10 protein-coding genes and 1 pseudogene are annotated in these 12,294 nt (G+C 72.3%); 5 read left to right on the top strand and 6 right to left on the bottom strand.

Annotated elements, in window-relative coordinates; genetic code table 11:
- Nucleotides 1-22: 22 nt before the first annotated feature.
- Both ACZ7PG_RS23765 and ACZ7PG_RS23760 read left to right on the top strand, forming a co-directional pair.
- Entirely contained in the window at nt 23-511 is a 489-nt protein-coding gene (locus tag ACZ7PG_RS23765; RefSeq protein ID WP_470241281.1) for a hypothetical protein, read from the top strand.
- A 7-nt stretch (nt 512-518) separates the two neighbouring features.
- Nucleotides 519-944, top strand: coding sequence for a hypothetical protein (locus ACZ7PG_RS23760; protein WP_470241280.1), 426 nt, complete (start codon nt 519-521; stop codon nt 942-944).
- Between the two features lie 106 nt (nt 945-1,050).
- Here ACZ7PG_RS23760 and ACZ7PG_RS23755 read toward each other — a convergent pair whose 3' ends face one another.
- The 5 genes and pseudogenes from ACZ7PG_RS23755 to ACZ7PG_RS23735 all read right to left on the bottom strand — a co-directional run bounded on the left by ACZ7PG_RS23755 (nt 1,051) and on the right by ACZ7PG_RS23735 (nt 5,837).
- On the bottom strand, nt 1,051-1,146 hold the full coding sequence (locus ACZ7PG_RS23755) for a hypothetical protein (RefSeq protein ID WP_470241279.1): 96 nt from the start codon (nt 1,144-1,146) through the stop codon (nt 1,051-1,053).
- Between the two features lie 102 nt (nt 1,147-1,248).
- Nucleotides 1,249-2,798, bottom strand: a pseudogene (locus tag ACZ7PG_RS23750) (DUF885 domain-containing protein).
- 76 nt (nt 2,799-2,874) lie between these two features.
- Entirely contained in the window at nt 2,875-3,645 is a 771-nt protein-coding gene (locus ACZ7PG_RS23745) for an IclR family transcriptional regulator (RefSeq protein ID WP_470241278.1), read from the bottom strand.
- A 53-nt stretch (nt 3,646-3,698) separates the two neighbouring features.
- Nucleotides 3,699-5,075, bottom strand: a complete 1,377-nt coding sequence (locus ACZ7PG_RS23740; RefSeq protein WP_470241277.1) for a GMC oxidoreductase — start codon at nt 5,073-5,075, stop codon at nt 3,699-3,701.
- Between the two features lie 18 nt (nt 5,076-5,093).
- On the bottom strand, nt 5,094-5,837 hold the full coding sequence (locus ACZ7PG_RS23735; RefSeq protein WP_470241276.1) for an SDR family NAD(P)-dependent oxidoreductase: 744 nt from the start codon (nt 5,835-5,837) through the stop codon (nt 5,094-5,096).
- 105 nt (nt 5,838-5,942) lie between these two features.
- On the opposite strand from ACZ7PG_RS23735, the gene ACZ7PG_RS23730 reads away from it, so the two are divergent.
- The 3 genes from ACZ7PG_RS23730 to ACZ7PG_RS23720 are packed head-to-tail and all read left to right on the top strand — an operon-like array spanning nt 5,943 to nt 9,424.
- Nucleotides 5,943-6,986, top strand: coding sequence for an ABC transporter permease (locus tag ACZ7PG_RS23730; protein WP_470241275.1), 1,044 nt, complete (start codon nt 5,943-5,945; stop codon nt 6,984-6,986).
- Entirely contained in the window at nt 6,928-7,974 is a 1,047-nt protein-coding gene (locus ACZ7PG_RS23725; RefSeq protein WP_470241274.1) for a sugar ABC transporter substrate-binding protein, read from the top strand. Before ACZ7PG_RS23730 ends, ACZ7PG_RS23725 begins: the two co-directional genes overlap by 59 nt.
- Before the next feature lies 1 nt (nt 7,975).
- Nucleotides 7,976-9,424: a sugar ABC transporter ATP-binding protein gene (locus ACZ7PG_RS23720; RefSeq protein ID WP_470241273.1), complete on the top strand. Its 1,449-nt coding sequence runs from the start codon at nt 7,976-7,978 to the stop codon at nt 9,422-9,424.
- 40 nt (nt 9,425-9,464) lie between these two features.
- Here the strand turns inward: ACZ7PG_RS23720 and ACZ7PG_RS23715 are convergent, their stop codons facing one another.
- A complete protein-coding gene (locus ACZ7PG_RS23715; protein ID WP_470242390.1) occupies nt 9,465-12,056 on the bottom strand; it encodes a glycoside hydrolase family 3 protein in 2,592 nt (863 codons plus the stop codon).
- Nucleotides 12,057-12,294: the final 238 nt, after the last annotated feature.

Below are 12,294 nucleotides of genomic sequence, written 5' to 3'. Positions count from 1 at the left end.
GAGACGGAAGAAGTTGATTCCCATGAAAGCCGCCGGAATTCTCGTCGTCGCCCTGGTCTCGGTCTGTGCTGTCGCTTGTGGAACGCCGGTCGTCGGCGTGCCGGTGCCGGTCGCCGTGCCGCCGGCGCCGGCCACCAGCACGACCGTGGTCGCCGTACCCGCGGCGCCGCGGACGGTGTACGTCCAGCAACCGCCGGTGTACGTCGCACCGGCCGACACCGCGGAGGCGCGCACGGTCGTCGCGTACTACGACGCGATCAACCGTCGTGACTTCGCCACGGCGTGGTCGCTCGGCGGCAGCCGCATCGCCGGCGGCGGCGGGTACACCAAGTACGTCAACGGTTTCGCGACGACGTCGTGGGACACGGTGACCGTCACGGGCGTCCGGGGGAGCACGGTGTCGGTCGTGCTGTCCGCCGTCCAGACCGATGGCAGCACCCGGACCTTTTCCGGCACCTACACCGTTTCCGGCGGCGTCATCGCCGGCAGCCACATGACCCGCACGAAATGAGCCAGCCATGCGCCTTTTCCGCGCCACCGCCGCCACCGCCGCCCTGTCCGCCGTGCTCGCCCTCGCCGCGTGCGGGGTGCCGGTCGCCGGGAACGCCGTTCCCGCGGGGATCCAGACCGTGGTCACGACCGCACCGAGTACGCCGACCGTCACCGTGGCACCCCCGCCGACGCAGACGGTGACCGCCGTGGCGCCGCAAAAGGTGTACGCGCCGGCGAGCGGCCAGTGGTACGCCCAGTCGAGCTGGATCTACGCCCAGCCCTGGATCACCATCACCCCGGGCGCGAACCAGACGCCGTGCCAGTGGCTGCACGCCACCGGGTACAGCTACGCGCAGGCGTACGCGGCCTGGGCGCAGAACGGCTACCCGGCGAGCTGGTCGGCCACCGGCGACGGCTACCCGTGCCAGAAGTCCTACGGCATGCAGCACTAGCGGTGGGCGTGGAAGCTCCAGGCGTCGGCGACGATGTCGCGCAGGTCGGGCCGGCCGGGCTGCCACCCCAGCTCCTTCCGGGCTTTCTCGCCGCTCGCGACGGTGATCACCGCGTCGCCTTCATCGAACCGGTCGACGAGAAGATCATGCGCCGGACACGCGCCGCGCGGGCGGCCTCCAGCAGCGCGAGGGAGCCGCGCACGTTAGCCCGCCCCACCTGTGACCAGCAGCTTCACCCTGAGACCCTTCCTCGCCGACTGATCTCGGCAGCCTGGCGACCGGCCGGCGGGGCACGGACTCCGCGCTACCCGGCCCAGGCGCGGACCACGTCGCCCAGCACCTTCAGCGGCAGCGGGCCGCCGCCCAGGACCACGTCGTGGAAGTCCTTGATGTCGAACGCTTCCCCGAGCTTCTCCTCGGCGTACCGGCGCAGGCGCAGGATTTCCAGCCTCCCCGTCATGTAGGCCAGCGCCTGGCCGGGGCTCTCGATGTACCGGTCCGTTTCGGTCTGGACCTCGACCTCGCTCAGCACGGTGTGCGCGCGGAGGAACTCGACGCACTGCTCGCGCGTCCAGCCCAGAGCGTGCAGGCCGGTGTCGACCACCAGCCGTGCGGCGCGGACCGAGTCCTCCGCGACCATGCCGAGCCGCATGAGGTCGCTGGAGAACAGGCCCATCTCGTCCGCGAGCCGCTCGGTGTAGAGGCCCCAGCCCTCGCTGTACGCCGTCACCGGCGCGATCCGGCGCAGCTGGGGCAGGTCGGTCAGCTCCAGCGCCAGCGATGTCTCGAAGTGGTGGCCGGGCACGCTTTCGTGGAACGCCACCGTTTCGGCGATGAACCGGTCGCGCGTGCGCACCTCGTGGGTGTTGGTGAAGTAGATGCCCGGGCGCGAGCCGTCGAGGGCGGGCGGGAAGTAGTACGCCGGAGCGGCGACGGGCGCGTCGGCCTCGGGGACCGCTCGCACCACGCACTCCGCGCGCGGTATCCGGTGGAACCAGTCCGGCGCCGCGGCGGTCGCGCGGTCTCCAGCATCTCCTCCGCGTCACGCCAGCGGAGGCTTTCGTCGGTCCGCAGCCGGCGGCGCACGGCGGCCGGGTCGGTCAGCCCGAACTCCCGGCCGCCCAGCTCGGCGTACTCGGCTTCGAGCCCGGCGAGCACCTCGAGGCCCAGCCGGTGCAGCTCTTCCGGCGTGTGGTCGGTGGTGGTGTGCATGCGCGCCAACGCCGCGTAGTGCGCTTCGCCGTCTTCGAGCCAGCACAGTCCCGGCCGGTCGCCGGGACGGCCGTTCCCGGCGACCTCGGTGGCGACGAACTCGCGGTAGCGCGCCAACGCCGGCCGGACCACCTCGGCCACCAGCCGGTCACGCCGCTCGCCTCGGCCGCCGGTCAGCGGCTGGGCGAACAGCTCCTCCTGCGCGAGGTAGCGGTCCAGGAACGCGATGGCGTTGCCCACGTTGCGGTCGACCGGCGTCCGTCCCGCGCGAAGCCCGTCTCCTTGGCGTTGCGCCAACGCCTCGTAGAACGCGGGGAGCGCGGCCAGCCGCGCCAGGTAGTCCTCCTCGGCCCGCTCGCCGGACGGCGTGAGCTGCGGCAGGAAGGTGAGGTGGCTGATCCCGGTCGCGAACATCGGGTCGGCGAAGGTGAACTCGACGGTCCGGGCGTCGAGCTGGGTGACGACGGCCTCGGCCTGCTGCACGACGACGCCGAGCGTCACCCGGTCGGCGTCCGCCGACGCCCGGGCCCGCGCGAGGATGCCGGCGGCCCGGTCGCGGATCTCCCGCTGGGCGGCTTCGCCGGGATCCGGCAGGTCGGCGTCGTGACCGGTGATGCCCACGAAGGTCGCCTCGAGCGGCATCAGGGTGGCCAGCACTTCCAGCAGTTCGTCCGCGAGCGCGGCGGCGGAGGTCATCTTCCCATTCTGTCGGCGCCGCTCACCCGCGATCCAGGGGATTTCGCACCGGGGCGAGCGCCAGCTCCCGCGACAGCGCGAGCGCCGCGGTCCGCACCGCCGGGGCCAGCCGGTCGAGGTCCAGCTTCGCCGCGTTGCCCGTGATCGACAGGGCCGCGAGCACCTGGCGCCGGGCGTCGAACACCGGCGCGGCGACCGCCGACACGCCGACCTCGTACTCCTCGTGGTTGACGCCGTACCCGCTCTCCGCCGCGCGCGCCAGCTCCTGCCGCAGCCGCCCGGGCGCGACGATCGTGCGGGGCGTCCAGCGCGCCAGCCCGGCCACGGCGACCCGGCGGAAGTAGTCGGGGGAGCCGAGCGCGAGGAAGAGCTTCCCGGTCGCGGTGCAGTACAGCGGCAGCTTCCCGCCGACCTCCGACTCGATCGGCATCGACCGGCGGCCGCTCACCTTCTCCAGGAACAGCGTGTGCGGCCCGTCCTGGACCGCGAGGTGGATGTTCTCGTGCGTCGCCTCGTACAGGTCCTCCAGGTACGGCAGCGCGGCTTCCCGCAGGTCACGCCGCCGCGGCACGCGCTGGCCGAGCTCGAACAGCTTCATGCCGAGCCGGTACCGGCCGTCGGTGCGCTCCAGCCCGCCCCAGCCGACGAGCTCGGCGGCCAGCCGGTGCACCGTCGGTTTCGGCAGGCCCGTGCGTGCCGTCAGTTCGGCGAGGGAGAGCGTCGTGTCGGCCGAGGCGAACGCGTCCAGCAACGTCAGGCCGCGGGCGAGCACGGACTTCGGCGGGCCGCTCATCCCGTGATGATGATCCGGTGGCGGCGGGGAGGCAACGTCGCTGAGCCGAGCGGTCACCGGATCGCCTCGGCGACCTTCGCGGCGAGCGCGCGCACGGTCAGGTCCGGGGCCACCGAGAGCACGGCCGGCAGCAGGGACGCGTCGGCGACGTACAGGCCGTCGACGTCGTGGGATCGCCCGTCCGGGCCCACCACCGACCGGGCCGGGTCGTCACCCATCGGCGCGCCGCCCTGCGGGTGCGCCGCGAACAGGCCGCTCCACACGACGTCACGGGCCCCGGCCGCGCGCAGGTGGTCGATCGCGAACTCCAGCGCCGCGGCCAGCCGTCGCCGCTCGGCCGTCGAGAACCGCTTGCCCACGACGACCTCGCCCCCGGCGCCGAGGCCGGCGACGGCGGTGTTGTCGTCGGTGACCGGCACCCGCAGGCCCGTCCAGCCCGGATGGCCGCGCACGACCTCGGCCAGCCGCCCGCCCCACAGCGGCCGGTGGCCGGTGTCGACCAGGCTCGCGGCGAAGTCGACCGGGCCGGGCAGCGCGGCCGGTTCGACGGCGAACCCGGCGCCCGCGCGGGCGTCCGGTGACCGGGCGAGCAGGCCGTACACCAGCCGGGCCGGACGCAGGCCCAGCGTCCGTCCGGTCAGCCGCGACGACGGTGAGTCGATCTCGGCGGTTTCGTGGGTGTGCAACAGGATCCGGGGCGTCGCGAGCGGGCCGGCGGCGAGCACGACGACCGGGGCGAGCAGCACTCCGTCGCCCCCGTCGCACGTGTAGGCGACGCCGGTGACCTTCGGGTGCGGCCCCGACGTGTCGACCAGGACGCGCCGGACCTCGTGCCGCCGGCGCACCCGTGCCCTGGACGCCGGCACCGGCCGTTCGTACCACGGTTCGAGGTCGGAAGGCCCGAACGGGCCCGCCGCGCCGAGCAGCCCGGTGCGCTCGTGGAACTTCGCGACGTCGGACGCGGGCGCGCGCTCGGCCTTCGCCGGGCCGGGCGCGGTGGGCGGCCCGATCGGCTCTTCGTCCACAGTGGACAGGAACCGGGCCGGCGCCGGGGTGCCGTCGACCAGCAGCACGTCGGCACCGCGCCCGGCCAGGTCGGCGGCGATCGACGCGCCGCCGACGACCACGACGTCCGCCCGGTCGGGGCCGCGCCGTCCCGGCGGGGCGTGGTCGCCGTAGCCCGCTTCGATCGCGAGGCGCCGGAACCGGTCGAAGGCGGCGCTGCCGGCCAGCCGGGACAGGGCCGGCGCGTCCGAGACGCCGGCCATGAGCCCGATCGCCGCGTGCACGGCGTCCTCCTCGGCGGGGGTGAGGGCGGGCAGGGTCGCGGCGAGGTACCGGTCCGGCCGGGCGGCGGCCGAGCCGGGGACGAGCAGCTCGCAGACCCGCGTCACCACGGCGGCCTCGCCGGCGCCCAGCAACTGGCTCACGCGGCCCCCTCGGTGCACTCAATGGAACGCCGAACCGCCGTCGACGTTCAGCGTCTGGCCGGTCAGGAACCCGCTGCCCTCGTCGCACACGTACCGCAGGGTCGACACCAGGTCCGCCGGGCTTTCGGTGCGCGGCACCGCCTGGCTCGCCCGGACCCGTTCGAAGCCGCCCTCGGCGCCGGTCGTGCGCGCGGCCGTCGCGGTCGTCGTCAGTCCCGGCGCGATCGCGTTCACCGTGATGCCTTCCGCGCCGACCGCGTTGGCCAGCGCGCGGGTGAACCCGACCAGGCCCGCCTTCGACGTCGTGTACGCGACCAGGTCCGGCGGCCCGAGGAAGACGACCGCCGACACGATGTTCACCACCCGGCCCCAGCCGGCGGCCCGCAGGTGCGGCAGCGCGGCCCGGGTCACCAGGAACGGGCCCTCCAGGTTGAGGCGCATGACGTCGCGCCAATCGTCCACAGTGGTCTCGTCGAAGGCGATCGGCGGGTAGATCCCGGCGTTGTTCACCACGATGTGCAGCGCGCCGAACGCGGCCACGACCTGCTCCACGGCGGCTTCGACGGCGACCGGGTGCGTCACGTCGGCCGTCACCGGCAGGAACTCCCCGCCCGCGGCGACCACCCGCGCGGCCGTCTCGGCCTGGTCGTCCACGTCCCAGCCGGCCACGCGGTGGCCGAGCCCGGCGAGCGCCACGGCGAACTCCTGGCCGAGCCCGCGCGCGGCCCCGGTGACGACGGCGACCCGGCTGGTGGACGGCATGACGGGCAGCGTGGCGCCCGTCGCCGGGTCGCGACAAGGTCACCGTTTCACCCACCGAAACGCGCGTCTTGCCGAACCCGGGCCCGGCTGGTGACCTTCGCGGCTATGTCCACGCCCCCGTGGTACCGCCACGTCCTGCGCGACGAGCTCGGCGTCGTGCTGGTCCTGGCCGTCCTGGTGGGCGTCGTCGGGCTGGCGCACCCGGACTTCCTGCGCCCGGTCAACCTGCTCTCCACCGCGCAGAGCTCGGTCTACGTCGGCCTGATGGCCTGCGGAATGGTGTTCCCGCTCGCGATGCGCGAGGTCGACCTGTCGCTGGGCGGGCAGTACGCGCTCGGCATCGTGCTGGGTGCGGTGCTGATCCGCGACGGCTGGTCGCCGTGGCTCGCGCTGCCGGCGATCCTGGTGGTCGCGACCGTGCTGGGCTGCCTCAACGGCGCGATCACGACGTACCTGCGGCTGCCGTCGTTCATCGTCACCCTCGCCGCCGCGCTGCTCTTCCGCGGCGCCGCGCTCGCGCTGGCCGACGGCAAGCAGATCAGCGGCATGCCGCTGGACCACCCGTTCTTCAGCGTGCTCGGCGGCGAGCTGGCCGGCATGCCGGCGTCGGTCTGGGTGCTGCTCATCGCGACGATCGCGCTCACGGTGGTGTTCACCCGGACCCGGTTCGGGGCGCGGGTGCGAGCCGTCGGGTCGAACCCGGACGCCGCCGAGTTCAGCGGCCTGCCGATCGCCCGGACGCGGATCGCCGCGCTCGGGCTGTCCGGGTTCATGGGCGGCGTCGCGGCCGTGCTCGGGCTGGCGTTCTTCACCGCGGGCGACCCGACCGTCGGCAACGGCTACGAGCTGACCGCGATCGCCGCCTGCATCATCGGCGGCACCCCGCTCGCCGGCGGGCGCGGCTCGGTGCCCGGCGCGGTGCTCGGCAACCTCATCCTCACCACCGTCGCGGCCAGCCTGGTGTTCCTGCAGGTGCCGATCAACTGGACGACGTTCGCCACCGGCGCGGTGATCCTGGTCGCCGTCGCCTTCGACAGCGTGCTGCGCCGGACGCGCGGTCACGGCCTGTTCCCCCGCTCGAGGAGGAAACATGAAACGCACCCCGATCCTGATCCTGATCACGTGCCTGACGCTGAGCGCCTGCGGTAGCTCGGGCAACTCGGGCGGCGGCGGTCAGCTGAAGATGGGCATCGCCGTCGCGAACATCAGCCTCAACTTCGCCCACGAGATGGTCGAGGGCGCGGAAACGGCGGCCCAGCACGAGGGCGGCGTCGACTTCAAGGCCGTCGGGCCGCCCAACACCGACGGTCCCGCCGAGCAGCAGCTGTTCACCAACCTCACCCAGACCAACCCGGACGGCGTCGTGCTGGAGAACCTCGACCCGCCGATCTTCACCCGGCCGGCCGCGACGGCGATCGACCGCGGGGTCCCGGTGGTCGCGCTCGACACCGCGCCCACCGACGGCAGCAAGATCACGTTCTACGTCGGCAACGACAACTACGACCTCGGCGTCCAGCTCGCGTCCGAACTGCTGAAGCGGTTGCCCGCCAACCCGTCCGGGACGGTCGTCGTCGGCGTCCCGAACCCGGGGACGCCGGTGCTGGACAGCCGCGCTCGCGGGATCAAGGAGACGCTCGCCGCGAAGGCGCCCGGGATCAAGACGCTGGGCCCGTTCCAGACCTACAGCGACCCGAACCAGAACTACGGCGCGTGGGCCGCGCTGGTGCACGCGAACCCGTCGGCGCTGGCGTTCCTCGGCGTCGGTGACGCGGACAGCTACGACCTCGCGAAGATCAAGCAGACGGAGAACGGCAAGTACCTCGTCGCGGGCGCGGACGTCGACGCGAAGACGTTGCAGGGCGTCAAGGACGGCCTCGACTTCGTCACCATCGACCCGGAGCACTTCCTCAAGGGGTACGTCGTGACGGCGCTGCTGATCCGGTCGGTGAAGGAGAAGAAGCCGCTGCCGCAGGGGTGGCTGCGGATGCCGGGCCTGGTGGTCGACTCGTCGAACATCGACGCGGTGCTCAAGCGCCAGACGTCCACGCAGGCGGCGTACGACTTCTACAAGCCGGAGATCGACCGGATCCTGGCCAACCCCGCCGCGTCGATGCGGCCGCTGGCCGAGGCTCGCTGACGTGCTGCGCGCCACCGGCCTGACCCGGCGCTACGGCGGCGTCACCGCACTGTCCGAAGTGGACATATCGGTGCGGCGCAGCGAAGTGCACGCGGTGGTCGGGGAGAACGGCGCGGGCAAGTCGACGCTGGTGAAGATCCTCTCCGGCGTGCTGCGGCCGGACGCGGGTTCGCTCGCGCTCGACGGTTCGCCGGTGGCGTTCTCTTCCGCGCGCGACGCGGTCGGCCGCGGGGTCGCGCTGGTGGCGCAGGAGCTGGCGGTGTTCCCCGATCTGACGGTGCTGGAGAACCTGTTCCCGCTTTCAGCGCCCCGGCGGGGGTTGCTGCTGAGCCCGCGTCGGATGGCGTCGCTCGCCGCGCCGGTGCTGGCGGAGCTGGGCTTGGACGTCCCGCTGGACGCCCGGGCCGGTTCGCTGTCGCTGGCGGACCAGCAGCTGCTGGAGATCGGGCGGGCGCTGCTGCGGGACCCGGCGGTGCTGGTCCTGGACGAGCCGACGTCGGCGTTGCCCGCCGAGGCGGTCTCGCGGCTGATGGGCGTGCTGCGCCGGCTGCTCGCGCGCGGGGTGGCGGTGCTGTACGTGTCGCACTTCCTGGAGGAGGTGCTGCGGATCGCGTCACGGATCACGGTGCTGCGCGACGGCCGGTCGGTGTTGTCGGGCGTGGAGACGGCGTCGGTCGACCTGGACGGCGTGGTGGCGGCGATGCTGGGGGACCGCGTGGTGGTGCCCGTCGCTTCTCGTCCGCCGCCCCGGCCCCGGCCGCCCGCGGTCGTGGTCGAGGAACCCGCGTTCGCCGTGGCGGAGGGCGAGATCGTCGGCCTGGCCGGCCTGCAGGGCGCGGGACACCTGGAGGTACTGGCCGCGCTGTCCGGGCGGGCGCCGTCCCACGGCCGGATCCACATCGGCGGCCGCCCCGCGCCGCGCTCGGTGCGGGCCGCGGTCCGGGCCGGGATCGCGTTCGTCCCGAGCGACCGGAAGCGCTACGGGCTGATGCTCGACCAGCCGGTGTGGCGCAACACGAGCGCGGCCGCCTGGCTGGGCGCCGGCCGCGGCGGGTGGTGGCTGCGCCGAGCGTCCCACGTGGCGGCCGCTCAGCGGCACATCGAGCGGCTGCGCATCCGCGGCGGCCCGGAAGACCTGGTGGCCACGCTGTCCGGCGGCAACCAGCAGAAGGTGGTGTTCGCGAAGTGGCTGGAGGCGGACCCAGTGCTCCTGGTCCTGGACGACCCGACCCGCGGAGTCGACGTCGGCGCCCGAGCCGAGATGCACGCGGTGATCATGTCGCTTGCGGTGGCCGGGAAGGCGGTGGTGCTGGCGTCGACGGATTTGGTGGAGCTGTGCGAGCTTTGTGATCGGGTGCTGGTGTTCCAGCGGGGCCGGGTGGTGGCGCGGCTGACGCGGTCGGAGCTGTCGGAGCGGGCGCTGAGCGTGGCGATGAACGCCGGAACGTGAACCGGGCCGGGAGCTTCGCGCTCCCGGCCCGGCCGGATACCTAGGTCAAGCTCGAACAAGGCCTCGCATCAGGATCCTTTGCCCCGTTCGGGACCCAGCGCACGTTCGCGAACGACGCCTGGAACGCCGCGTCCGTGTACACCAGGAACGGCGTGTTGATGTGCTCGAAGTCCAGCCCGTTGTTGAAGCAGGACAACGGGATCTTCACCGTCGTCTTCGGGCCGCCCGCGAGATCCGTGAACAGCTTCGTCGCGTTCACCTCCGAGAAGCACGGGTAGACGCAGTGCATGCTGATCACCGTCCGGTTGACCGGCGCCTGCTGCACGGTCGTGTCGAACTCCAGCGCCCCGTCCGCGTTGAGATAGCTGCGCAGGTCGTTCGTGCCCGCCGTGTTCTGCATGTAGAGCTGGGCCGCTCCGGTGCCCGTCCAGGTCGCCTTCAGGCCGTCGCCCTGCACGTTGACGTCGGTCGGGACCGTGTTGATCTCGGGGTGGTCGGCCGTGCCGTCCGGGCCGATCACGGTGCCGCCCCAGTTCGAAGCCGAGCCGATCTGGCTGGTGTACGGCGCCACATCCGTGCGGTCGTAGATCGACAGGTCCTCGGTCGCCGTCCCACCGCCGCCGGTGGACCCGCAGGTCGCCGGGCCGGGGGTCTCGTCCAGCTGGCCGATCGTGACGCGCTGGCCGCTCTTCAGGCCGTAACCCAGCTTGAACAGCGGGTCGTAGTCCGGGGACCACGGGTTGAGCGGCGACTGGCACGCGCTCTTCGGCCACGAGTACGACAGCGTGCCCTGGTAGCCCGTGCCGTCCTTGCCCTTGACCAGCATGTCGGCGACGCCGCCGCCCTCGGTGCCGGGCAGCCAGGCCGCGACGAACGCGTCCGAGCGGTTGATCTCCTTGTTCATGTACAGCGGGCGGCCGCCGACGTACACGGTGACGACCGGGGTGCCCTTGCCGCTGACCTTGTCCAGCACGGCCAGGTCCTCGGGGTAGAGCTTCGACGCCTCGAGCGTCTTGCGGGTCAGGTCGCCGACACCTTCGGCGTACGGCGTCTCACCGATCACGGCGATGACGGCGTCGTAGCCCTTCGGGTCCACGCTGCCGGTGGCGTCGAAGGTGACGTTCGCGTCGCCGAGGTCCTGCTTGATGCCGGTCAGGATCGAGGTGGCGTTCGGGAAGTCGGCGTTGGTGTTGCCGGTGCCCTGCCAGCTCAGCGTCCAGCCGCCGGTCTGGTTGGAGATGTTGTCGGCGCTCTTGCCGACCACCAGGACCTTCGACTTCGGCTTGAGCGGCAGCACGTTGCCGTTGTTCTTCAGCAGCGTCTGCGACTCGCGGGCCGCGTCGCGGGCCAGCCAGTTGTCCTTCAGCGCCTCGTCGGAGTTGGCGTACGAGCGGTCGGACGGCTTCTGCGACTCGAAGAGGCCGTCGCGCACCTTGACGCGCAGGATGCGAGTGACCGCGTCGTCGATCCGCGACATCGGGATCTGGCCGCTCTGGACCTGGGCGATCGTGTTGGTGATGAACGCCTTCCAGTCCGCGGGCACCATCACGACGTCGATGCCGGCGTTGATCGCCTGCGGGCACGAGGAGTTCGTGCAGCCGGGGACCTGGCCGATGGCGTTCCAGTCGGACACGACCAGGCCGTCGAAGCCGATCTTGCCCTTCAGGATCTCGTTCATGGCCTTGTCGCTGCCGGTCAGCTTGCCCTCGTTGATGCCGAGGTCCGGGTTGGTCCAGCTGTTGAACGAGACCATCACGGTCTGCGAGCCGGCGGCGAGCGCGCCGTAGTAGCCCTGGCCGTGGATGTTGATCATGTCGGCTTCGGACGACGGGTTGACGCCCTGGTCCTGGCCCTTGATCGTGCCGCCGTCACCGATGAAGTGCTTGGCGGTGGCGATCACGCCGTTGTAGCCGATGCGGCTGGTGGCGCCGTCCTGGAGGCCGTTGATGTCCTCGTAGCCGTAGGAGCGGGTGATCCGCGGGTCCTCGGAGAAGCCCTCGTAGGTGCGGCCCCAGCGGTCGTCCTGGACGACGGCGAGGGTGGGCGAGAAGGCCCAGTCCTGGCCGGTGGCGCGGACCTGGCGCGCGGTGGCGCCGGCGACGTCGCGCACCAGGCACGGGTCGTGCGCCGCGCCGAGGCCGATGTTGTGCGGGAAGACGGTGGCGCCGTAGACGTTGTTGTTGCCGTGCACGGCGTCGATGCCCCAGATGACGGGGATCTTCGTGCGGCTGGTCTTGGAGGCGTTCCAGTAGGCGTCGGCGAGGTTCAGCCAGTCCTGCTGGGTGGCGTGCTTGTTGCCGCCGGGCCACGCGCCGCCGCCGTTGAGGACGGTGCCGATGGCGTACTGGCGGACCTCGTCGGGGGTGATCGAGGTGATCTCGGGCTGCGTCATCTGCCCGACCTTCTCCTCGAGGGTCATCCCCGCGAGGATCTGGGCGACGCGCGCCTCGTCGCCGGCCTTCCCCTTGAGCCGGCTGTCGACCTTGGGCCAGTCCGCCAGGGTCGGCAGGCTGTTCTCGATCTTGGCGCAGCCGTTCTTGTCCTTGGCAGGCTGGCCGATGACGGGCTGGGCCGGTGCGTCTGCTTGGGCGGGCGTCGCTTGGGCGATCCCACCCAGCAGGCTCAGGCTCATCAGGGTGACGAGCGAACTTCGGCGCGCACGGGACCACGCGCGTGATCTTCTGGCCATGGTCTGGTCCATTCTGCGGTGAACGGCGGCGGACCGGCCGATCCTCACCGGGCGAAGGGGACGGCGTCAATAGGTTTCGAGCTGGTTATTTCTCGACATAAAATAAGAGTCGGCAGGAGGGTGGCCACGCCTAGCCGGTGCGCCGGTGAAGGTCAAGGGCACTGCGGGGCAAGGGTTCTGC

The organism is Amycolatopsis sp. NPDC114504 (genome assembly GCF_055633595.1).
Note: the sequence above shows the minus strand (reverse complement) of the source record. Positions and strands in the feature narration are given on the sequence as shown.